Raw genomic sequence first — 22,899 nt, 5'->3', positions numbered from 1 at the left:
ACGTGACTAATACTTCGAATTGGCTGCGGGATACTGGGCTGCCTTTCAAATTTAACGCGTCGCGGCAGGATAGGTTGGCGGATGCAAAGTCCCGCGCGACGAACCGGGCGGAATACAACGAGGCGCTCCGCCTTCGTGGCGATGTGCGGTCTCGTTTGCCGAGGGCGCGATGTCTGGATGGTACGCCGCACGCAACGCCCATATCGACATGATCGCCGAGAAAGGTCGTAGAACTGGAAGAAGGCCGCCGGCTATGGCCAACGGCCACGCGGCGAGGCCCAGACCGGGCGCTAAAAACAAGTTAACGGATCAGAGCTGCGCAGCTGCAATTTGGAGACAAAGACAACCGAAACCGAGATCGCTGTCAAAATTCTCAACCGCATGGCTCATCTCGGTCATGCCACCTATAAACGTGCCGCACAACGAACCGGAGAAAGGAGCAAATGCAGCCCTAACGCTATTCGTTCAATGCGGTCCTGACCCGACTAAATTTTTGCGTCAGAATCTCTCAGAGGATAGTGGTTGATATGTTAGTATCTTGGCTAGGCTTTGTTCATTGATTTGACTTAAATATTTTCGCCACAGGTCTAAGGAGGCGCAATTGTGACGACACGACGCAACGTGCTTGCAGGCAGTCTGGCAACGGTCGCGTTGTCCGGATGCGGCTGGCGCGGACCCGATCGTGATGTCAGCGCCGAGGGCTTACCCGCAGTTCCGGTGGATATCCACAATCACATTTTCAATGCCACCGACGTACCTATCCCCGGATTTCTGGAACAGGTGTTGCTCCGTGACCCTGAAACCCCAGTCCCGGGGGGACCCTCAGTGGTGCGATCGCTGGTTGGTTTGATTGTCGACATCGTGTTGGCCGCGCAGCGTACACCAACTGCGTCGCAGGAGCTTGAGGACATCGAAGGGCTGGAGCGCCTAGTGATGCGCGATGGCGGCGATCTGTTGATAGAAGACCGAAGCGCCGTTGAAACCGGCTTACGCATACTCGAGGACAAAGTGGACGCGGCCGGGCGCAGGCGACTGGGTGCGTTTACTACCACGGGTACAATGCCAGACGAAACCGGTGATGAAGAGTTGTTTTCACTGTTGGCGGCGGAAACGAATGTCGCCGTGAACCCGGTTGGACTGGCTGGCAACATTCGCGAGGCTGGGCGCGAAGGAGAACAAGCACGCCAGATGGCCGATGCGATCTATCGCGACGAGACCATCCGCGAAGCACCCACATTCAAAACGCTTTCAAAACGCACCAATCCGGATCAAAGTTTGGCGCAGACACTGCTTTGGGCAGGGCTACTGACGCGCAGCCGCGTGGATATACTGGGCGAATTAATCCGCCTCTACGCACATCAAAGCGTCAATGCTGATCCCAACGATCCCACTGGGTCAAACGGGATAAAAGTGTTCTCTCCATCGCTTGTTGATTTCACATATTGGCTGCGATCGGGGCAAGACCGCGATGCCGATCTTACTGGGCGTGACATTACTGACCAGATCACGCTTTTGTCGAAAATGTCCAAACTGGAACGCGGTGCCCTTTTGCTTCCGTTTGCTCCTTTTTGCCCACTGCGGGCCGCTTATTACAAGAGAAACGGCAACCCGAACTGGTTGGGGACCATGCAGAACGCCGTCGAGAGGCAGGGTTTTGCGGGCATCAAGCTTTATCCTCCCATGGGGTTTCTTCCGCTGGGCAACGACGAATTTGACAAGCCCGGCGCAATAAGGCCTCGAGCTATGACGGACCTTGGTATCAAGGGCGCTGAGATCGATACCGAATTGCGGGCCCTTTACGATTGGTGCGCCGCCGAAGATGTTCCGATCAAGACGCATGGCAACAACTCGTTGGGGGCGGATGCTTGCGCCGGGCAGAATGCCTCGGCCGCAAACTGGCGCCCGGTATTGGAGACCCGGGCTTGGCGCAGTCTTCGCATTAACATTGCCCATTTCGGCGGGTTTGACGAGGAACGGTTTGAGGGTGACGACGGTTGCCCGACCGAAACAGAGGCTTACGAAAGGCAAGCTGCCGCGCTTATCGCGAAACATGAAAATCTCTATGTTGATCTGGGCTATTGGACCGACGTGACTGGTAGTAACCGGGACAGATCCACGGCGGTCACAAGATTACTGGATGCACTTCTGCGGCAGGAAGGTAAGCTGAAGCACCGGCTGATGTATGGCTCTGACTGGACGATGCTGGGCCGCGAGGACCAACATGCAAGCTATTACGACGATGTGCGAATTGCATTGAGCAAAACCATTCTGAGTGAAGATGAACAGGTCGCAATTCTGGGGTCTAACGCATTGAGGTATCTGGGACTGGACCGCCGGGGCAAACAGTATGATCGGCTGACGCAATTCTTCAAGAATGCCCCACAATACGCGACGGTCATCTCGCTGATACGACCATCTTCGAACCTGGCGGCACTGGCCCGCGACGCATTCGGGCAGCGCTGACCATTCGGTGGGTGTTGACGGATAAGGCACCTTTTTCAGGAATTTTCCAGATCAGCAGAAGACTGTGCTAGGATAGGGCAATTTTTCGGTGTCTGCACTTCCTGCCTTGATCCGGACCGCACGCATAGCGCCGAACGCTAAAGTGTGGCCCGCGTGCGGTCTCAGGTCAGGTTGACGTTTCCCGAGCTAAGACATTTTCGCCTTTTAACAGAATTAAATTGGAGTAATTGAAATGAAACTCGGTCTGTTCAAACAATTTCTCTGCACCGCGCTGCCCTTTCTCGCTTTGTCGCTACCTGTCAATGCGCAAACAGTTCTTCTGGACCAGGGAGCTGACTGGACACCGGAAAGCCGTGAGACATTCTATACTCAGGATCAAGGATCGCGCCTAATTCCACTGGCCTGGATCGACGCGCTTGCTATACCGAGCGGAGAGCCCTTCTTGTACGACAGCTTGGCGCGCTATGGTTATCTTACCAATCCCAACGGAATCGATACGCGCATTCCCGTGGGCTTTACAGTCGCCGGATCGCCAGATCATCTTGGCATGACATGCTCAGCCTGCCACACGCGTCAAATCGAGGTCAACGGGACCCCCTACCGTGTCGATGGCGGGCCGGGGATCGTCGACTTCCAGAGCTTTCTTGCCGACCTCAATGCAGCGATGGCCGCCGCGCTTGCAAATGACAGCTCGTTCACCGCCTTTGCAGATGCAGTTCTTGGCGCAGGCGCGACAGACACTGCCAAGGCCGAACTGCGTGTCGCTGCCGAGCTGTGGCACCTGAGGTTTGACACGATCATAAGCCGGTCGCTACCGGACCCGGCCTGGGGTCCATCGCGGCTGGACGCGGTGTCGATGATTTTCAACCGCGTTGCCGGTTTGGATATGGGCGAGCCGCCAGATTATATCATCGCCGATAATATAGCTGTTGCGGATGCGCCCACTCGCTATCCGTTTCTGTGGAACGCGGCGCGGCAGGATCGGACTCAATGGCCTGGTTTTGCCGAGAATGGAACCGACCTGCTGGGGTTGGCGCGTAATCTTGGTGAAGTTTACGGCGTGTTTGGAATTTTTCACCCCGAAGTTCAATCTGGAGCATTTCGACTTAATCGGAACTACGTGAAGGTTAATTCTGCCAATTTCGACGGCCTGCGCCGGCTTGAAGATCTTATCTGGAAAATTGGCCCGCCCAAATGGCCTTGGGAGTTGAACCGTGGTCTTGCAGAACAAGGCAAAGAGGTTTTCGACCGCGACCCCGAAAACGGAGGGTGCAAGGAATGTCACGGGATAAAACGCGGCGACCGGCTGTGGACATGGGCGACGCCGGTTCAAGATGTGGGTACCGATACGGCCGAGTGTCGCATTCTGGCGCGTACCGTGGATACTGGTGTAATGAACGGGGCACGAATTCCGGTACTCGGCGTGGACCTTGGCGCACGCGCAAGCGCTTTCGATCTGCTGAGCGCTTCGGTAATCGGCGCGATCATTCAAGATATCCTTAGCGTCGGAGATCAGTCGACGGTGGCACTGACGGCGGAACCTGAGTTGCCATCAGGCGTCGTGGATGAGCTAAAGGGCGCGTTCCGTCTGGACAACCCTAACGCTCTGACTACCGGAGGCTGCGCCTATGAGGCCCGTGTTCTCGAAGGTATATGGGCCGCCGCACCTTACCTGCACAATGGCTCTGTCGCCACGCTGGATGAGCTTCTGAAACCGGCTGACCAACGGCGGGCGTCGTTCAAGATTGGCCCCAATTACGATATTGAGGCAGTGGGTCTGTCGGTCGAGCAGGATCGTTTCGACTATGAGCTTCAAACCACCGATTGCAACGATCTTGGCAGCGGCAACAGCAATTGCGGCCATGAATACGGTACCGATCTGACTGATGATGATCGCCGCGCACTGCTGGAATACTTGAAGTCGCTGTAGCTGTACCTAATCGACAGGTGTTGAGTTTGTCCCTTCCGATGTCGCGCCATCGGAAGGCGCTTGGACTATGCCCTGTTGCTGCAGCCAATCGGTTATACCGTTCATCCGCACGGCGCGGTTTTCGGTCCATTCCTCAATCTGACCATCGTTGAACCCATAGTGATGCAGGCCGACCAATACTCCGTTCGCATTGAACACCGGCGAGCCGGATGAACCGCCTGCGGTATCGCATGTATGGCTGAAATCCGTTTCGTTTGCCCGACCATCAACCGGTAGCGCCATCACAGTGCAGTTGATGAAGGAAATCTGCTTTTCGTTGCCACCGGGATGCTGGATGATCGCCAGTTCCTCAGATATCGCCGCATCTGTGGCCACTGGATCGATGCTGTAAAAGCCGAACGTGTCGCCAGGAGTTCCATCCAGCCGGATCAGGCTGGCGTCGAGCTCAAAATTCACCAGCACTTCTTTCACTTCGGCACAGTCGAATTGCTGACCCAGTCGAAGGCGGTTATCAGCGGTTCGTTCGTATCCGAAGACCGCAATTGCGCTGCGGCAGGTAGCGGCGTCCGCCACGCAGTGCTGGTTTGTCAGAAGGTGGTCCCGGTTGATAAGGGTCCCGGTACAGCTGCGTGGTTTGCCACCCAGGAAAAAGGAAAGTTTGGCCACCGGCGCGCCCAAGTCGCGAATATATTGCGGCACGGCCGCGTCATTAATATGCGCGGTTTCATCCTCACCGCCCCAGATCGAATAAAGCGTTCCTGTTTCTGTCTCGATCGCCATTTCCTCAATCATCAATGACAGACCGTCAGGCCGTTTGTCCGAAAACAACGAGATGACGACCCGCCCGCCAGGGAACATACCGGTCCAACGCCCATTGGTTCCGATATCGGCAATGTCGTAGGACCGCCCGACGCCGTCCTCGCCTTCCACTTCGATTACCGCCGGCAACTCTGTGCCTTCGACCACGCGAAGAAACAACCGTATCGATTTCGCACCGACTTTGGAAAAGTCACTGCGCCACCAAATCGGACCATTGTCCCGAAAATCGTCACCGGTGATATTTACAGACAGATCAAGTACGCGGCCATCCACATGTGGTTCAATTGCCTGTTCCTGCGCCACTGCGGCGCCACAGGTTAGCACCAGACTGAGGGCAGCCAGTTTCACTCTAACAGTGCCGAAGTGTAGTCCACGACGTCTCCCAAACGGAAATCGATCTCATCTCCACCACGCGGCTTGATTTTCCCTTGATGACTCAGAGTGTTCAGGTTGCAGCCGTCGACCCGCCGGAGTGGTTGATACCTGTTGTCCAGAGTATCGCCTACATAATTGTCGTTTACATAAAGGATGTACCTGTCGCGGTTGGGCACATAGATCATTCGTCGGATCGAACCCCAGGCGTATTTCGTGACATCGCCGCCGGCTTGTAGGCATTGGATATGATCAACGGGAATCGCCTTGAGGCTGCCCTTGTAGGATACTGGCCCGTTTTCTTGCTCGACAACGATCTGAGTGTCCACAACGTTGATAGCTCGACTTACGTTCAGGCGACCGGACTTCAGCTTGCTCTGCAGGCCCAGGAAATGATCGGCGGTGTATATCAACCGATCCTTGACGATCTTGGGGGCAAGCTTTTGCTCAATCAGATCAGGGTAAAGGAATTCAGCCGCCGAAAAAATAAGCGATGCGGCTGCCGTTACCTGAGGAGCAGCCTGGGAGGTTCCGGACATGCGGCCCAATCTGTCGCCGGGAATGGTGCTGAGTACGTTGTCGGCGATTGCACCAATGTGAAACTCGCTGTTGTAATTTGAGCCTTTGGTCTGATCCCGCTGCCAAAGCGAAGGGTTGCTTGGATCGCGGTCAAGCCCAACAACTGTAAGAACGTTGTCGAGCTGATGCATGCAAGCCGGAAAAATCCTGCAATCTTCGCTGACATCTTTGTTTTCATTCCCGGCCGCTGCCACCACAAGCATAGTACTGTCCAGCGTGGCGATTTGGTCGCGCAGAAAGTCACTGCTGCCAACTTCTCGGTCAAAACCCCAGCTCATATTGGCGATGCGCACGCCCTGGAATGCGTTGCTCTGTAGTTGTTGGATGACATTCAGGATATCCGCGGGCGAAGTGAACTCGCGGTTAATCGACCCAAAAATAACATTGGCTTCTGGATTGAGACCGACGATTCCACGCTGGTTCATAGGCGCGGAAATCAGGCCTACCACATGCAAACTGTGATCTCGGATTGGATGTGGGGCAGCCTCGATCTCGCCGCAAGTGTTGGCCCCCTCTGGCAGAGCGTCCAATGTCAGATCGCAGTGAGTCCCCGCGCCGTCGGCATCCAGCACCAGAATACCGACATTGCCGCGATACTCTTCTGGTAGTTCCTCCTGTTCGGCGAATGGATGCTGGATAAGACGGAAGAGTTCAACCTGCTGATCAAACAGCGGCTCATCTCGCACACCAAAATCGCTGGATCCGCCGATGCTGACGATGTTGCGTTCTAGCGATTGGATCGCCAAATCCGTGCGTGAAATGTCAGGCGCATGGCTTTCAAGTGTCAACCCGGACTGTTTTGCACTGGGACCAGCGAATTCCGTTTCATTCTTAGGTTGCTCATCTCCCATTTTGCTGAGCAGATCATAGTATTGCGACTGCTCTTCTGGGCGCAACGGAACTTGAACTGAAAGCCCTGCCACCGGCAAGACCACTGTCTGTGATGTTGATCGGGTTTTTTTACCATAGAGTTGCGGATTCAATCGCTCGACTAGTGATTGGCAATCCGTCTCCCAGGCCGAACAATCCACCATGTGACTTGGTGTATATTGCTTGAGCACCCAGTCCGAGGGCACTTGGGTTTTGGTCAGTAAGGTGTAGGATGAGAAGTCATAGTCCGGAATACGCACTTTCAAATCCGGATGCCCCCTGAACCGCCATCTTGATGGCGAGCTTTCCAAACCGCCTACATGGGCTGACAAGTCGAGTAGCTGTTTTTCACTGACCGGATAGCGTTCGCGGCTGCAGATATGTGTATTGAGATCGCACAACACGTTGTCCAGATTTTGCGGGAAGTATGCACCAAAAAACACGCCTTCCTGCCGCATCAAACGTTCTAAAAACAACCCTTCGGGGTTTGGAACCTCACGTGTGGCCAGGTTGCCCGTGTTGTAAAGTGTCTGATAAAGAAGCGAAATTTCGGCTGCTATTTTTACTTCGTCACCTGGCGACGAACGCCAGTCAAGTTCTGCCAAAGGACGAGCCGTGACGATTTCTGCTAGTGCCGGCGTTCCTGCAGTGGCCAGAGCAATCATCAGAACGCGTAACATTTTCTACCTCCTCAAGGAGCAACAAAACTCAGGTCCAGCGAGAAACGGGCATCTGCAAAGCCATGCACCATGACGGATGCGACGCTGGCATTCATCGGAACATCAACGTCGCAAACTTCTTCAGGCCCGTCGGCGAACGGTCGACAGTCAAACTCGCTGAGCGCCGCAAGCGCGTCGAATTTAAGATAGAGATCGGGATCTCCTTCGCCCGACTGGCGCACGACAAAGCGTGTCCCTCCCACAACGTCAAATGGGCCAAACCTGACACTTTCGTCTCGCGCAACCCTTACCGGCCCCTCAGTGAGCGTCGTGCGCTGACCTGACCCGCCGAGCACGGCAGGTGTGCAAATCGTGGTGTCGATGACAAATCCAGGCGCCGGTCCGTAGAGGCAGGCAATCCCGTTCATGTCAGAATGTGTGAGCGTCAGCGAGAAATCCCCCTGACCGTTGCAATGCGGGTAATGCATAACCGACAGCGCGTCGTAGTCTGTAACTTCGCGCCAGTCCTGATCTTCGAAACAAGTTCCGGCATCGGGGCGGGTATGTTCGTGCCGGAAGCCCAACACATGACCAAGCTCGTGTCGCAGAATGCCTCGTAGTGTCAGTGCTCCGTTGGGATCGAGCGTAAACGAGCTTGGATCCATTGCGACCGTGCGTCCCGACCTCACCTCGTTCGGGAAGAAGGCGACGGCCAAAAACTGACCGCCGAAATCGAACGGGCTCACGTCGAACAGGAGATTGTTGTTCGAGGACGTACAGGCACTATCTTCGGTAGCCACGTGAATGAAGTCGATATCCGCCGCTGCTTCCCAAGCAGCTGTAGCACCTGCCATTTCCGCGACCATCGCGGAATAGTTGGGGCCGAAACCTGTATCAACACAGTAGGTCAGCGCCCGTTTCTGCGCATTACTCCACAGCAGATCGAGCCCGCCTTCTTGCGCCACGATAAGCTCTGGCACTTGGTCCCCTGTTGGTGGCACGACCAGAACATTTGCTTCGAAAAATTCACGCAGACGCTTTTCCCCTCGGATCGGGACATCGCCGTTAACGACCCACAAGTTGAGATTCTCGAAATGCGGGATCTGGGCCTTGAACTCTTCAAAACTCATTCCTGCAAATTGCTGGCGCGCTTCTTCGGCCAACTCACCCGAGGTGGCCCTACCCTCTTCGGGTGAAACCGCTTGCGCATAGGCAGGTCCAACAATCAGGCAGGATAAAACAGAATATAAAAATACACGCATACTTAACCTCCGCAAATAGTAGAGGATGACTTGCCTGGATGAATAATAATAGTGCAGGCCTCTTTCTACAGTATATCACAAACCTTGGGTTGAGTCGTCCTTTGCCATGAATCCTCAACCCCACTACTGGCTCCCTACGCTCTGTGATGCGTTGAAATGGAAGTTAATTGCTCAATGCTCCGGAGGTTTCCACGGAAATCAATACGGTCCCGTCTTCCGCATCAAACCGGATTTCATAGCAATACTGATCCTCAACCGGAGCCTGACGGGGCAGAAAAAACCTCCGCGGCGCATCACCCGTCTGGCTGTTGAACGGTGTAGCGGGAAAGAACCCTATTCGAGCGCGCACTTGGTTCTCTAGCGCGGCGACCGAGAGATTTGCGTTTTGAGACCTTTGCGGATCAAACATGTCGACAACCAAAACTGCCCGCGCCGATGGATCGGGCGGGGCTTGGACACAGATCTCGGTCGTGTCACCCGGCCCTAGCCGCAGTTTCTCGGCTTTATCGCCTTGCGCGAGCCAAAGCGCGGTTCCTGCAAGCAACAATCCAATCACAGTAATCATCAGGCGCATTCAGGGTCAGACAATCGCAAGCTCCACTTCTTGCACCGAGACAGCCGACGCCTCGGCCGAGCCTTGCAGGGGCACCGGAACAAGTTGCACCGAAATACTGTCACCGGACAATGCTCCTTCGGCGTCAAGTCGGCGTAGTGCGCCTGTCAGGTCAACGGCAACCGATCTGTTCATGTCCATGCCATCATGGGTCTTGGTCGGCCCGAAGAACCCAACGGATGTCACGAAATTGGGGTTGCCCACGGCCTGCGTATCGGCTCCGGCCTCTGGCAGGTTCACGAAGACCCGCAATTGTGTGCCATCGTTAGTCGGCAGGAGTCCTCGCAGAAACGCGTAGACCCGCTTTTCTTGGGCGCCAGTTGCTGTCAGAGCGTTGCTTGCATTCGGGTCGATCGCGGCGTTGAGCCGTTGCGCATTAGCACTAAGCTGAACGTTGGCAGATTGGCCGGGGTCAATTGTGGCTTCAACCTCCTGCACCTCGCGCTGTACCAGTCCGGTCGCCGATCCCGGTGCACCATAGAGGTTGGCAAGATAGAGGTACCGCCCCGGATCGATGGGATTGACAACAGGTGGCGGCTCCAACCCGTAGGTATAGCCCAGTGGAACCACCTCAAGCAGTTCATTGACCGTATCGGTATAGCTGTTGCCGTCAGGATCAAAGAAATTGTCTGTAAACGGCATGTCCAGCCAAAGTTGATCGCTGCTGTTGGCATTGCCGTTTGCGTTCCATTGATCCCAGATTCGGTCAATATTGCAGTGATGCATTTGGAATATCGGGTCCTGTGGTGAAGCGCCAGAACACATGAACGGCCCCAAAACGATGCAATGCACGTTGTTGTGTGGGTTACTCTCCAACTCGCCCTGCGTTCCATTCATCATGATCCACATTGGCGAGGTATCGACCTGGCCGGCCGGGCGAGATGAACCGAATTCCTCGAAGGTCTGGCTTCCATAGATCGTGTCCATGACGTCTTGTCCGGTGATATCCTCGCCGAGCTCGTCTCCGGTGCCAAGATTCCTTCCTTCCACGAACAACGGGTTAGGCTGACCATCAAATTCGGCGTCACCAAAGGCAGCCGGGAATCCGGGGTTCGCGGTCCAGTCCCAATAAGGCATCGCGAAATCGGGGTTTCCGGTCAATGCCCGAGCGGCCTGTTCGTACATGCGGATGTAGCTGCGATGCCAGGGAAGGAAATACCAGTTCCCGTGCGGACAAAGGTTGAACCCCACTGTGAAATCTCCGTGGATATTGGCAAAACCTTCCCAACTCACATTTTGACCGTCGCGCGTTGGGTCCTTCATCATGGTTACGAAACTGCGCAGGGTAACTAGGTCCGGATCATCAAGATCCATATCGGCTAAGCTGCGCCGTAAAGGTGTCCCGGTCTGCGCCGCTGCCCGCAAGCCGGGCAAAGTACCCGAGAAAACTACCGCGCCATAGGCGGCGGTGCGTGCTAGAAAAACTCTGCGCTTCATGGTCAATCTCCTCGTTGAAAATTCCCTATTCTTCCCTCGCGTCTTATCCGGCCGCTTCGGCTCTGAAATAGCATTGGGTAGATCGCCGACTGAGGCGGTGCCTGACGAGATAGAATTTGAACAATTCAACTGTCTGGACGGAACGGGTCAGCCCCGATCTTACTTGTGAAAACCGCGTAACTTACGCGGCCACTAGTTTCTTGCCGCCGACGAACTCAAAGATCTATCAATCTCAATCGGCTGCAACCGGCAGTTACTCATTGATATGATACCACACGCACCAGTTACCTGGCCAAGGTTTTCTCGTTGCACGGTTTGTCGGGTTAGTTGGGCAGTGGCCCGAGCCAGCTTACGTCATTGTGTGAAATGGAAGGCCGATATGCAGCTATTCGTTAAGGGGACTGCGACTTTGCGAGAGTGCTGCCAAGGCTACGCGCTCAAGCCCAGGCAGGCGATTTTTAACCGAAGGTGAGGCACAGGATAAAGGCGCCGTTGAGCAATATGAGGTTGTTGGCGACGAAACTGCCCTGTTGTTTTCGATAAATTTCGCTGAATTCGATCTAAGGTCTAACTGCTACATTCAGATACACGGGACCGAGAATGACGCACCATCCAGACACCGCATCCTCGTCAAAACAGACCGCTAAAATCACAACGCAGGCGAAGCGCCTCGTTGTATTCCGCCCAGTTCGTCACACGGGGCTTTGCTTTTGCAAACCAATCCCGCCGCGACGCATTGAAATTGAAAGGCATCTCAGCGCGCTGGAGTCCATTTGAAGGACCAGCCACGCGCCGGAAACGATTTGTGCGACACGCTCGTCCGGATCATCGCTCAATAACCTGATGGGTTCTTCATTTGCCAGTTCCAAGCTGTTCTACAAACGTCGACTAGATCTTTCTCAGCCCTCCATCCCAGCAATTTTTGTGCTTTGGTTACTTTGGCAAAACTGCGCGCCACGTCACCTTCGCGTTTTCCTTTGATTTTGAAGGGGATTTCTCTGTTTGATGCTTCTTCGAACGCTTTCACCATTTCAAGAACCGTAACGCCTTTTCCGGTCCCGACGTTGATTGCTTCACATCCTCGGTTATCGAGAGCAAACTTAACTGCCTGGATATGGGCTACCGCCAGATCATCGATATGGATGTAATCACGTTCGCCCGTGCCATCCCGCGTTTCATAGTCGTTGCCAAAAATGCTGAGTTCCTTGAGGCGGCCAACAGCAACCTGAGAGATGTAGGGCAGGAGATTGTTGGGAATGGTGCGCGGATCTTCCCCGATTTCGCCAGACTCATCCGCTCCAACCGGATTAAAGTAACGCAATAGAACAGCGCTCGCGTCTGATTGTGAAGCAACCCAGTCGCGTATGATTTCCTCAATAAAGTACTTTGTACGACCATATGGGTTGGTGGGGTTTAGTGGATGATCTTCATCATAGGGGAGGTACTGTGCCTCGCCATAAACAGTAGCTGAGGATGAGAAGACAATTTTTTTGCAACCGAAACGCTGCATGCAATCAAGAAGGCCGATGCTGCCGGAAACATTCTGGTCGTAGTAGAGGAGTGGTTTCTCGTTGGATTCACCAACCGCCTTCAGCCCTGCAAAGTGAATGACCGCATCGGGGCGAAATGAGTCAAAGACCGAGTCAAGCACATTGGGCTCGCGATAGTCACCGACATGGGTCTCAAAGTTCGAGTTGCTAAGTTTTTGAACTCGGCGCAACGCTTCAGGAGAGCTGTTGGAGAAGTTATCTAATGCCATTACGGCATTTCTGCCATCTTGCAGCAGCTTTAACATAGTATGGCTTCCGATATACCCAGCGCCGCCAGTCAAAAGTACACGCATTCTACCTGCTTCCTTGTCGCTTTGTCTTGCCAGAGCGGTTCCTGAGCCCCAAACGTCCATACACTAACGTTTTTGTATCCGCCACAAATTGGTTTGAGTTGGGAGCGGACGACATGTCCATTGTCATCGCACTAGAGGTTTATTGTTTGACGTCAGAGCCACTGAGACAGTTTAGGTCGATTTGATAAGAAAGGGTTTCTGGTACATCGTGACCGCCCGAGTTGCTGTTGATCAAACTGGCCAGCTTATCCCGCGCGGTGGCATCCAGCGCGTTGATGTCCACCCCGACCAGCATCTACAGAGAAACGCCGCTTAGTATGATGGTCCGGTTTTTGGAGGGAACTGTGAAAACCACTGAACCACTCGCCTCAGTGATCTCAAGCGCGTCAGCACCAATCCAGACGATGAAAATCGGGTCGCTGGTCGGGTCGAAATCATTGATGACAATGTTGCTGCCCGAAGCCCATGTTACCACGTCATCAGCGTTTTCCTTGGTAATGGCCGGATTGTCGAACCCACCCCCAGACCCGTGCGCGGGAGGCGTCGGATCAGGCCCTTTCTGGGGTTCGAACCTTTCGATTCAGTAGTTTCTCCAGCTGGCGGGACAATTGCCTGGCCAATTCCATTCACACATTTCTGAGAGAAATTTGCGGCAGAACCGTCAACAGGCAAAGGTTTGCAAGAGTGCCTGGCTACCCAACGCAAAATAGCCATCCAGAATGCAGTGCTCATTATTTTGATATTTTGCACACTTCTATAAATTTGCTTCTCTGCCCTCCTCTCTACCAGCCTCCTGCACCTCAACTATTGCCTATTCAAATTGCTCACAAAGTTGGTTCACCAAGGCTTCCGCATCCGCCAGCGCCAGTTCACGCCCCTTGATTTTTAGCCGCAATTCACCGGATGCGACTTCTGCCAAAACCTCTCCTCCACCTTTCAATGGTCTCTTTGGGAGGCGTAGAACTTCTGTCGGGCGACCACCTCGGCTTTTGCTCTGAGACGCATCCGACGAGTCACTCATTGCTTTTTCAAGGATACCCCATTCGGCCTTAGCATCCAGTGGACCTACTCCTGCCAAAGCGTCGCGAAGTACCGCTTGCGCCCCGCTTCGAATGGCCGATGCCAGCTTTAGGCCCGCCTTCTCTGACAAGGCGACAGGGTGCTGAAGAAGATCGCCCAGGCTTTCATGGACCATTGCAAAGCTTCGGACCTTTGAACGCTTTGCTTTTGACGCAGCGGCGAACAGCACATCAACAGCCGCTTCAGTCGACGGGAAAACCCCCTGCCCTGCCGCCAGAACGGCTATGCGTCCTCTCTCATATGGTGTGAGATTGGCGCGAAGCTCGTTCTCTTCGACCATGGAGACATAGGCGCCCTGCCCCGTCCCCGCGTTGCGAACAAAAGCTGGGATTTCGGCGAAACGAGGATCCGTGCCGGCTAACCTTCGGAACGCTTCAAGTCGCCGAAATCCGGAAATCAGACCGAAGCCATCCCCTTCGGGAGTGACTTCGATCGGTGTTCTCAGCCCATTGACGCGAAGGGATTCCAAGAGCTCTGCCATGGCTTCTTCATCTTCGACCATGCGGTCACGTCGGATGAAATCGGCGTCGATCTGGTCAAGTGGCAGCATCTGAGCCACCAACCCGGCCTCTTGCGCGTCGCGCCAACGCGCGGCATCGCCCTGATCCTGAGCCAGCGCAACACGGTCCGTGACCGCAGCCATTCCCCCAAGCGATGCTGCCTCGGCCGCGACTTGCGCGATGGGTGGCGGGGCGGATTTGGTCTCAAACGGGCTGACCGAGGGTTTCGCCGCGAAACCGGCCTCGAGCTGTTCAAGAGCCTCTGTATCTGGTGCAATCAGTCTTCTACGTTTAGCCATCTGCCTGTCCTCCCATCTGCGCATCGCGCCACCAGCATCCGATCAGAACTTCTTTGAATTCGGCATAGGTTCTGTCGAAAGTCTCACGTCCGCGCACATATGTCTCTCGGTTGAAGTCGCGATAATCCGCTTCGTAAATGCCGTTCACTTGCTCACCCGCCTGCCCGACCAGCGCCGTATAGTCCTGCCTGTAGGCATTCATGAAATCCCCGAAATACGCCTGAATGACGTTGGCCATATCGGTCTGCTGGCTCGCGTCAAACCGCGTGATGATCGCGCGTACTACATCCCATTCGAACTTCAGTTCGGGTAAACCCGCCGCACGTTGCGCTGCGTTCTCACCATCTTCGATACTGGCGAATGTCGTATAGAGCATATCAAAGAAACGACCGGTGGAATCGAATTCAAGGAACGAGGCCCCCAGCGGCACCAACAAAATGTCGGCCGCAGCCAACGCATTGATCGTTAGGTACCCAAGAGCAGGAGGCGTATCGAGGAAGACAACGTCATAGTCATTCAAAACGCCTTCATCCTGAAGGAAGTTGGTCAAGCCGTCCCACAAAGGCCAGCTTCTCAGGCCCATACGCCAGACGGGGATCTGGAACTCGGCCCAATATAGGTTCAGCTGCGCGCCGATCAGGTCGATATTGGGCCAGTGCGTTTTTTGAATCACGTCCTGAGGTGTGGTTTTCAAAGCCTCCTGCAGGGTTTCATCCAGAGGAATTTCGGGTTGCGCCGCAGCCGATCGGACGCGATTTTCCTCCTGCACCGCGCGCGCATAGTCTTTAGCGACCAGAGGGAAGACAGTTTGCCACTCATCAGCAACCTGGCCTCCGAGTATGGACGTCATCGAACCTTGGCTATCCAGGTCGATAACCAACACCTTATACCCATCCAAGGCTGCGGACATCGCCAGATGCGCGGCAGTGGACGTTTTGCCAACACCTCCCTTGAAATTGGCTACGGCCACGACCTTGGCTGGCAGGCCTTCGGGTCGGTAGGGCAGGTATTCTTTGGTGCTTACACCTTCCGCCGCAAAGTGCTTACGCAGCGTTAGTACATCTTCAAGGGTGAACCACTTAGAGCCCGCCTCACCTTCGCCTTGTGGCAAATCTGGGTTCGCTTTTAAAACACGTCGCAGATGAGCCGGTGCAACCGGAATCAGATATTTTGTTATTTCCCAGATTGAAAATCGGCGCAGTCGCTTTTCGCCATCCGGCGCATATCCTCTACGGGCAAGGTCCTCGCGTCCTTTTGCACAGAAAGCCGCTGCTTTTGCGAATCGAGATGTACCGATAGGATTGGGCAACTTCGTCGCTGCGATTTCCGGATCGAGGTTCAGATATGGGGGCAGGGGAGGTTGGTTTGTTTTACTCACTGTCGATGCCTTAGAAAATGTTCGTCTTTGCGACGTATATTGGGAAATGTAGCGAACATTGTTAGAGATGACTATCCTCTTCCGGTGTTTTTTCCACAGTCGATTACAGCAAGAGGCGGTTTCGTGGCGAAACTAAACATAATGAATGGAAATCAGCACAAAAAACGTTTTATTTCTTTAGATGTTTTAGAATCTTTACTGTGGAAGAACTTAATAAAAACAATGTAATAGATATACTTGAGTATCCAAATACGGTTCCAAAAGAACCATTTTACGGGATCATGGGTATCCGTTTACAGGACACCAGGCGCCCAAGATCAGGAAGTAGGGGACTGATTCTCGGGATACTGAAAATCCACGAAAAACAGACACTATTTCGAAGTGATTTCTCGCTGAGGACCGGGGGCGAAGTCGGGATCGGACTCGGATTGATTCAATTTCTGTGGATAACTTGCGTGCGTGATTCTTAAGGTACCTGAATACGGGATTGCCTTCATCCCGTGTTTGGGTACCCAAAAACTATTGAAGCAAAGGTACCTTTTGTGTCAGGGTTTTTGCAAAATGAGCAGCCGGGCAGAATCATGCCGGATACACAATTGAACATGGATCAGCTTTCGGGCGCATTGCGTCGAGAGACTGTTAAGAAGAATGTCGCAGCGATACATATCAGCGGCAAACTTTCTCTGCTGCAGAGAAAGCTTTCGAATGTTTTGTTGATGAACGCCTATGATGCACTGACGACCGCGCAGACCCACACGATTGATGCGCGGACGCTTGCTATGATGGTCGGGTACAATTCAAACGACTTTGACACTCTGCGTGCCAGCCTGCGGGCATTGGCGGAAACAGTCGCGGAATGGGACATGCTGGATGAGCAGGGGCGCCAGGAATGGGGCGTCTCATCCCTGCTGAGTTTTGCCAAACTGAAGGGGGGAGTTTGCGAGTATTCATACTCACCCGCGCTGGCGCAAAAACTGTACGATCCGAAGATCTATGCGCTGATCAACGTGCAGATTCAGCGAAATTTCAGTTCCGGGCATGGGCTTGCTTTGTATGAAAACTGCTACCGATTTGTGCGGACAGGGTCGACTGGTTGGTGGTCCCTGGACGTGTTCCGAAAGCTCATGGGTGTTGATGGCAGTGATTATTACGCCAGTTTCAAACACCTCAACGCAAAGATCATCAAACCAGCAGTCACGGAGGTGAACAAAAGCTCGGATATTTTGATCGAGCCCGAGTTTCAAAAGAAGGGTAGAACCGTCACTGACATTCGTTTTCTAATCAAAGGTAATCCGCAAAAAGCGATGTTCGAGATCGACGATAGTGATGGGGTGCGCAATCTCGCCGTGTACAAAACTCTGAGGAAGCAGGGTGTGTCAGATCGCTTAGCGCGGCAATGGATCGCGGAGCACGGCGAAGACTATGTCCAGAAGAAGCTCGATTACGTAAAAGGGCAGGGCGGTGTAAAATCGACTGTCGGATACTTGTCGGCTGCTCTGCGGGATGACTACGAAGATCCGAAGGACATTCCAACACCCGAGCCTAGTCCAGAAGCCATCGAGGCAGCGCGTAAACGGGTTGCGGAAAAAGCCTCAGAAGAAAAGGCATATGCTGCCCGAACAGCCGAAAGGCAGGCAAGGGCACGCAAGCTTGCCATCGTAGAAGACCTGGTTTCGCGGCGAAACCCTACACAGCGAGATGCAGACAAGCGGTTGTTCTTAGCGGGTTTGGACAATGATCTCGACCGAGAGCATTTTCGATCTCATGGCTGGCGCTCGGGCTTGAACGCCACGGCGATCTTCGAGTTTTGGGAAGACCTGGAGCCAGAAGCGTTCGCTGTTTGACGCGCTGACGTGATGTTCCTGACTGAAAGAAAAGCTGCCACCGAACTCGCGGCTGATGCCTTCAGTACTGCAAACTAGCGGAAGTGAAAGTATCTGGGCGTGAATTCAACTTTGCAGATCATGAGTACCACCTTGCTTTCGTCTGGTGTTGTTGTCACTGAAGTGAATGTCTCCAACCACAAATTCTGTCGAGTGTGTCTTTTGTTGGAACGATGGTTCTTTCCCACGACCTCACTCAGATGTTTCCCCGTCACCCTCTTGTTTGGGATTGGGCCGCCTAAGCCAATCAGCATATTTTCTTTGGCTTTGATACTTGCTGTGTTCGCTCCGCTCATACCGACACAAACTGTCGCGCAAGATCACTGCGTTCAATCAATTGAGCGACGAGTTCTTGAGGGTAGGTTTGTTTCGACGCTCTGAATGCATGAAACCCAGCGTATCGTCGTGTTTGTCCATAGCTCTGTAGAGAGTGACCCGCGCACCTTCGAAGGAGGCCATGAGTTGGCTTTCGACCAGTTGGGACTGAAGGTTCACCACATACTAAAACCAAACGGGGCAAATTCACAAAAAATGGCAATATCAGGGACTCTGCTGCAATGCGCAAAAAGAGTAAAAAAGTACCATAAAGTTGCTTTCCATTTTATTTTTGGGCATTTGAAGGTTCTGTTGCATAGTTTTTGTTGAGTGCAATTGGGTTCTGTTGAATCTTTCGCAAACTCTTGGCTGTTTACGACGTCAGATGCTGCGGGTGAACGACTTTCGGTATAGTCAGTTGAAAGTCAGTTCATGATTTCCTTCGAAGGCACGCAACGTCCCGAGGCTGTGATCCTGTTCGCGGTATTTTTCTATGTCCGATTTAGTGTCTCTTACCAGGATCTGGAAGAAATCATAGCTGAGTGCCGTGTTTCAGTGGACCACACCTCTCTAAACCGATGGCCAACACGGTATTCTGGTGCAATCGCTGAGGCAGCACGTCGCCGCAAAGGGCCATGTATTCGTTCGTGAAGAATGGACGAAACATACACCTAAGTTAAAGGCGCGTGGGTTTACCTCTATCGAGCTGTCGACAAGCAGGGCAAGACCCTTGAATTCATGCTTTCACTGCGTCGCAACAAACCAGCCGCCATCAAGTTCTTCGCCAGAATGTGGGATATCAATGTATTGCCGAGGGAGATTGTGATCGACAAGAGCGGCGCCAACACCACCGGCATCAAGGCAATCAACAAATTGCTCAAAGGCTTTGGCTGTCCGATCCCAATTGAGATCGTGAGGCGGAAATACTCGAACACTAACGAGGAAAAGGGTCACCGATTCATCAAGAGACGCTCGCAGCCTATACTGGGGTTCAAAGCCTTTTCTCAAGCAGCGGCAACGCTCGATGGATTAGAAGTGGCGCATATGATCGGCAAGGGTTAAATCACGCCCGGACTCTGCCCATTGCGGCAGTTCGCTGAGTTCGCCACCTGATTCACAAACGATTGCTGAAACCAATCAACCGGCTCAGATCTGTGCAGCAAAACCAAGGAGACTTTCAGGACAGAAACTTAACTGCTGCGCCAGTACAACGCCCGCGATCCGAGCAACAATACAGCCATCGCAAGCTTCGAACGCGGAGTTGAACCCCGAGCGTGGCAACAGCGTGAAGACCGTGGCCAAAAGGCGAAGGCCCAGACTCTTGGGGATAGATAGCTGGGGCCGAGAAAGCCGAGCTTGAATGCTCTGAGCAAATGTACCTATCGACCATACTTGAGCATTGCCACCAAAGCCTCAAACTCCCTCAAATCGTCGGAAGGCCAAGGCAATTAACCCGGCGATGGCCATGTAAACCAATGCCAACAACAACAGCGGCTCGTAGACCACAAATGTGTCTGCTCGAACCCGGGACGAAACCGCATATATCTCGACCACCGTGATCGTTGCTACGAGTGGAGTTGCTTTGAGCTGCAAGATGGTTTCTCCGCCTAAGGTAGGCAGAACATTGCGTACGGCTTGGGGTAGCCAGATCCGGCGGAACATCGTGAAACGTGGCATCCCGAAAGACTTTGCTGCCTCCAGCTGGCCTTTTGCCACGCCGGAAAACGCGCCTCGCATGACCTCGCCCTCATATCCTGCAAAGGACAGTGTCAGCGCTAGGACGGCGTAGGGCCAAGCCTGACGCAGGTAGGGCCAAAGCTCAGACGATCGTATCCAGGGAAACTGCGGAAATAGCGAACCAAGCCCGTAGTATAGCAACCAGATCTGCAACAACAGCGGTGTGCCTCGAATAATCGTGCAGAAAACCCGGGCGGGCGTAGCCAAGTACCACGGACCCACTGCCTGCGCCAATCCTAGAGGCACAGCCATTAGAAAGCCTAATACGGTTGTGACCACCAAGAGCCAGATTGTGGTCCAGAGACCTTGCAACGCCAAAGGGGCATATTTTGGAATCCAATCCCAACGCAACGAGAACGCACACCAGATCACCAATGCTGCAAACAGCAACATCATGACGATACGGTGCGGTTGCATAAGAGCTTTTACAGTGATCATGCCGAGCCACCCTTCAACGAAGGTTGACCACGCCGCGCCCATTTCTCGATGCGGGCAAAAACGACCCCTGAGAAAAGGGTCACCATAAGGTACAAGAAACCTGCAGCCAAAAAGAAGGTGAAATAAGCACGGGTACTGCTAGCCGCTTGGCGTGTTTCCAGCGTCAACTCACTGAACCCGACGACAGCAAGCAAGGCCGTGTCTTTGGTGGCGATAAGCCACAGATTGGCCAGCCCGGGCACCGCAAATCCCATCATTGCCGGTATGGTCACCCGACGCATGATCATGAAAGCGGGCATTCCATAGGACTTCGCCGCCTCGATCTGCCCGACGGGCACCGCCTTTATCGCACCTCTCAGAACCTCGGTGGCATAGGCCCCTTGTACAACGCCCAGCACCCAAATACCGGCGGCGACACCGTTGATCTCAACCCGGCCGCCTCCGACCGCTTCAGAGATCTTGTTGATGATATCACTGCCGACATAATACAGGATCAGGATCAGGACCAATTCAGGTACTGCCCGGATCACCGTTGTGTAGATGGCAAGAAGGTCACGCGTGACCTTCCCACCGTAGAGTTTTCCGTAGGCCCCGAACAGCCCGATAACCAGCCCCATTCCAAATGCGCCGAAGGCGATTTGCAGGGAATTGGCAAGCCCGCGTAACAGGTTGCCACCCCAACTAGACAGCGACAGCAACTCCATGCTGGTGCCAAGGCCCAGTGTCTCTAACAGTCCGGTCACAGCTACGCCTTAGTAGATGCTGGTGGTGAAATAACCCGAGGTGATTTTCTCGTGGGTCCCATCGGCCAGGATCGCAGCGATCCCTTTGTTGAGCGCCTCAAGAAGTTCGGTATCGCCCTTGCGCACACCGGCACCGACGCCACGGCCCAAGATTGCCGGATCATCCGCGACAGCGCCTTTGATTTCGCAACAGCTACCATTGTCCGAATTCACAAAATCCGCCATAGCGATGCTGTCGGCCTGAGTAGCATCGATGCGACCCGCGAAAAGGTCTTGGTTGGCCTCATCCTGAGTCTGATAGACTTTCAGCTCTGAATCCTTGAAGTATTCCTGAGCATAGGCTTGGTGAATGGTCGAGGCTTGGATCCCGATGATCTTGCCAGCAAGGGATTCTGCTGTGGGCTCGATATCCATCGACTTGTCGGCCACGATCACTGCGGGTGTGTTGTAATACGCATCACTGAAGTCGATGGTTTTCAGACGCTCTTCGGTGATCGACATCGACGCCATGATCGCATCGATCTGCTGGCCGGTCAGCGACGGAATGATACCGTCCCAGGCGACAGGGGTGATTACACAGTCAAGCTCGGCTGCGGCGCATACGGCATTGATCACCTCGATCTCCCATCCGACCCAATTTCCCGAGCTGTCGGGTGACGCAAATGGGGGATAGGGTTCGGCGGCGATACCGATCTTAACTTGTTCAGCTGCGGCCGCGCCTGCAGATAGAACGGCTGCGGCTGCTGCTGCAGTCAGAAGTGCTTTCAATTTCATTAGGAGTCTCCCGGTTGGTTTTATTTGATGCTTTGATACTATCCGACTGATCTGAGGAATTGCTTCAGTCGTTCTGATTGTGGATTTCCAAAGAGCTCTGCAGGTGGTCCCTGCTCTTCAATGCGCCCTTGGTAGAGGTAGACGACATGGTTCGCCACTTCGCGCGCGAACTTCATCTCATGAGTGACCAATAACATGGTTCGCCCTTCAGCAGCCAGATCACGGATCACCGTCAGCACTTCGCCCACGAGTTCCGGATCCAGTGCGGATGTTGGCTCGTCAAAGAGCATGGCGGAAGGATCAACCGCCAATGCCCGAGCAATAGCGGCCCTCTGCTGTTGGCCCCCGGATAGATATGCTGGGAAGGTGTCCTCTTTACCGCCCAGGCCAACCCTGACCAACAATTCGCGGGCGCGTTCGATCGCCTCGGGTTTGGGCACCTTCAACACATGTACCGGAACCTCAATCACATTCTCCAGCAGAGTTCGGTGGGTCCACAGGTTGAACTGTTGGAACACCATCGCCAGCTTTGTCCGGATGCGCTCTATCTGCTTCTGGCTGGCCGGGCTGCCATCCGCCCGCATGGCAACTTCCTCGCCTCCGATTATGATTTTGCCGGAGGTCGGCGTTTCAAGGAAATTGATGCATCGCAGCATGGTCGACTTGCCAGACCCCGAGCCACCAATGATCGCTACGACATCGCCCTGATGTGCAGTGAGGTCTACGCCTTTTAGCACCTCGAGATTTCCAAAAGACTTATGCAAGTCTTCAACGCGGATCGCCTCTCGGCGCGTATCCGGTCGTTCAGCGACTGCGTCAGCGGCGGCTGTGTCCATTTTTCTTTGACCCCAACTTTCTGATTGCAGTAAGCCGTGAGCATAGTAATTATGCAAGTGTATAATTAC

Annotated in this window: 16 protein-coding genes and 1 pseudogene; 4 read left to right on the top strand and 13 right to left on the bottom strand. The window is 53.9% G+C overall.

All coding sequences use genetic code 11. The annotated features are described in order from the left end of the window. Nucleotides 1–603 precede the first annotated feature (603 nt). Nucleotides 604–2,463 carry an amidohydrolase family protein gene (locus ACR0IP_RS14385; protein ID WP_480526298.1) on the top strand — a complete coding sequence of 620 codons (1,860 nt, stop codon included), beginning with the start codon at nucleotides 604–606 and terminating at the stop codon, nucleotides 2,461–2,463. A 232-nt stretch (nucleotides 2,464–2,695) separates the two neighbouring features. Further along, entirely contained in the window at nucleotides 2,696–4,393 is a 1,698-nt protein-coding gene (locus ACR0IP_RS14380; RefSeq protein WP_480526297.1) for a di-heme-cytochrome C peroxidase, read from the top strand. A 6-nt stretch (nucleotides 4,394–4,399) separates the two neighbouring features. On the opposite strand, the gene ACR0IP_RS14375 is transcribed toward ACR0IP_RS14380, so the two are convergent. The 9 genes from ACR0IP_RS14375 to ACR0IP_RS14335 all read right to left on the bottom strand — a co-directional run bounded on the left by ACR0IP_RS14375 (nucleotide 4,400) and on the right by ACR0IP_RS14335 (nucleotide 16,104). Further along, the gene (locus ACR0IP_RS14375; protein ID WP_480526295.1) at nucleotides 4,400–5,560 is read right to left on the bottom strand and encodes a trypsin-like serine peptidase; all 1,161 of its coding nucleotides are present in this window, start codon (nucleotides 5,558–5,560) and stop codon (nucleotides 4,400–4,402) included. Beyond that, nucleotides 5,557–7,713 carry a S8 family peptidase gene (locus ACR0IP_RS14370; RefSeq protein ID WP_480526293.1) on the bottom strand — a complete coding sequence of 719 codons (2,157 nt, stop codon included), beginning with the start codon at nucleotides 7,711–7,713 and terminating at the stop codon, nucleotides 5,557–5,559. The genes ACR0IP_RS14375 and ACR0IP_RS14370 overlap by 4 nt, the downstream gene beginning before the upstream one ends. 11 nt (nucleotides 7,714–7,724) lie before the next feature. Further along, nucleotides 7,725–8,954: a matrixin family metalloprotease gene (locus ACR0IP_RS14365; protein ID WP_480526291.1), complete on the bottom strand. Its 1,230-nt coding sequence runs from the start codon at nucleotides 8,952–8,954 to the stop codon at nucleotides 7,725–7,727. A 163-nt stretch (nucleotides 8,955–9,117) separates the two neighbouring features. Then, nucleotides 9,118–9,519: a hypothetical protein gene (locus ACR0IP_RS14360; RefSeq protein ID WP_480526289.1), complete on the bottom strand. Its 402-nt coding sequence runs from the start codon at nucleotides 9,517–9,519 to the stop codon at nucleotides 9,118–9,120. Nucleotides 9,520–9,534: 15 nt separating this feature from the next. Then, nucleotides 9,535–11,004 (bottom strand): tyrosinase family protein, encoded by a 1,470-nt coding sequence (locus tag ACR0IP_RS14355; protein WP_480526287.1) that lies wholly within the window; start codon nucleotides 11,002–11,004, stop codon nucleotides 9,535–9,537. Nucleotides 11,005–11,836: 832 nt separating this feature from the next. Then, the gene (galE, locus tag ACR0IP_RS14350; protein ID WP_480526285.1) at nucleotides 11,837–12,847 is read right to left on the bottom strand and encodes a UDP-glucose 4-epimerase GalE; all 1,011 of its coding nucleotides are present in this window, start codon (nucleotides 12,845–12,847) and stop codon (nucleotides 11,837–11,839) included. Between the two features lie 295 nt (nucleotides 12,848–13,142). Then, a complete protein-coding gene (locus tag ACR0IP_RS14345; RefSeq protein WP_480526284.1) occupies nucleotides 13,143–13,322 on the bottom strand; it encodes a hypothetical protein in 180 nt (59 codons plus the stop codon). Between the two features lie 336 nt (nucleotides 13,323–13,658). Beyond that, on the bottom strand, nucleotides 13,659–14,726 hold the full coding sequence (locus ACR0IP_RS14340; protein WP_480526282.1) for a ParB/RepB/Spo0J family partition protein: 1,068 nt from the start codon (nucleotides 14,724–14,726) through the stop codon (nucleotides 13,659–13,661). Continuing rightward, nucleotides 14,719–16,104 (bottom strand): AAA family ATPase, encoded by a 1,386-nt coding sequence (locus ACR0IP_RS14335; RefSeq protein ID WP_170380699.1) that lies wholly within the window; start codon nucleotides 16,102–16,104, stop codon nucleotides 14,719–14,721. The genes ACR0IP_RS14340 and ACR0IP_RS14335 overlap by 8 nt, the downstream gene beginning before the upstream one ends. A gap of 581 nt (nucleotides 16,105–16,685) precedes the next feature. On the opposite strand from ACR0IP_RS14335, the gene ACR0IP_RS14330 reads away from it, so the two are divergent. Both ACR0IP_RS14330 and ACR0IP_RS14325 read left to right on the top strand, forming a co-directional pair. Beyond that, nucleotides 16,686–17,948: a replication initiation protein gene (locus tag ACR0IP_RS14330; protein ID WP_480526280.1), complete on the top strand. Its 1,263-nt coding sequence runs from the start codon at nucleotides 16,686–16,688 to the stop codon at nucleotides 17,946–17,948. Nucleotides 17,949–18,734: 786 nt separating this feature from the next. Next, a pseudogene (locus ACR0IP_RS14325) lies at nucleotides 18,735–19,364 on the top strand (IS6 family transposase). 351 nt (nucleotides 19,365–19,715) lie between these two features. Here the strand turns inward: ACR0IP_RS14325 and ACR0IP_RS14320 are convergent. From ACR0IP_RS14320 to ACR0IP_RS14305, 4 genes are read right to left on the bottom strand one after another with little or no spacing between them, the layout of a single operon-like run. Further along, nucleotides 19,716–20,477 (bottom strand): ABC transporter permease, encoded by a 762-nt coding sequence (locus ACR0IP_RS14320; RefSeq protein ID WP_170660777.1) that lies wholly within the window; start codon nucleotides 20,475–20,477, stop codon nucleotides 19,716–19,718. Beyond that, nucleotides 20,474–21,220 carry an ABC transporter permease subunit gene (locus tag ACR0IP_RS14315; RefSeq protein WP_170552217.1) on the bottom strand — a complete coding sequence of 249 codons (747 nt, stop codon included), beginning with the start codon at nucleotides 21,218–21,220 and terminating at the stop codon, nucleotides 20,474–20,476. The genes ACR0IP_RS14320 and ACR0IP_RS14315 overlap by 4 nt, the downstream gene beginning before the upstream one ends. Nucleotides 21,221–21,229: 9 nt before the next feature. Beyond that, on the bottom strand, nucleotides 21,230–21,994 hold the full coding sequence (locus ACR0IP_RS14310; RefSeq protein ID WP_480526278.1) for a transporter substrate-binding domain-containing protein: 765 nt from the start codon (nucleotides 21,992–21,994) through the stop codon (nucleotides 21,230–21,232). Nucleotides 21,995–22,032: 38 nt separating this feature from the next. Beyond that, a complete protein-coding gene (locus ACR0IP_RS14305) occupies nucleotides 22,033–22,830 on the bottom strand; it encodes an ABC transporter ATP-binding protein (RefSeq protein WP_480526276.1) in 798 nt (265 codons plus the stop codon). Nucleotides 22,831–22,899: the final 69 nt, after the last annotated feature.

It is taken from the genome of Ruegeria sp. AL11 (assembly GCF_056540865.1).
This window is presented reverse-complemented; position numbering and strand designations above follow the sequence as displayed.

Excerpts from the sequence above, each read along its gene's own strand:
- ACR0IP_RS14380 (WP_480526297.1), top strand. The coding sequence starts at position 2,696 with ATGAAACTCGGTCTGTTCAAACAATTTCTCTGCACCGCGCTGCCCTTT.
- ACR0IP_RS14370 (WP_480526293.1), bottom strand. The coding sequence starts at position 7,713 with ATGTTACGCGTTCTGATGATTGCTCTGGCCACTGCAGGAACGCCGGCA.
- ACR0IP_RS14365 (WP_480526291.1), bottom strand. The coding sequence starts at position 8,954 with ATGCGTGTATTTTTATATTCTGTTTTATCCTGCCTGATTGTTGGACCT.
- ACR0IP_RS14360 (WP_480526289.1), bottom strand. The coding sequence starts at position 9,519 with ATGATTACTGTGATTGGATTGTTGCTTGCAGGAACCGCGCTTTGGCTC.
- ACR0IP_RS14355 (WP_480526287.1), bottom strand. The coding sequence starts at position 11,004 with ATGAAGCGCAGAGTTTTTCTAGCACGCACCGCCGCCTATGGCGCGGTA.
- galE (WP_480526285.1), bottom strand. The coding sequence starts at position 12,847 with ATGCGTGTACTTTTGACTGGCGGCGCTGGGTATATCGGAAGCCATACT.
- ACR0IP_RS14340 (WP_480526282.1), bottom strand. The coding sequence starts at position 14,726 with ATGGCTAAACGTAGAAGACTGATTGCACCAGATACAGAGGCTCTTGAA.
- ACR0IP_RS14330 (WP_480526280.1), top strand. The coding sequence starts at position 16,686 with ATGCCGGATACACAATTGAACATGGATCAGCTTTCGGGCGCATTGCGT.
- ACR0IP_RS14320 (WP_170660777.1), bottom strand. The coding sequence starts at position 20,477 with ATGATCACTGTAAAAGCTCTTATGCAACCGCACCGTATCGTCATGATG.
- ACR0IP_RS14310 (WP_480526278.1), bottom strand. The coding sequence starts at position 21,994 with ATGAAATTGAAAGCACTTCTGACTGCAGCAGCAGCCGCAGCCGTTCTA.
- ACR0IP_RS14305 (WP_480526276.1), bottom strand. The coding sequence starts at position 22,830 with ATGGACACAGCCGCCGCTGACGCAGTCGCTGAACGACCGGATACGCGC.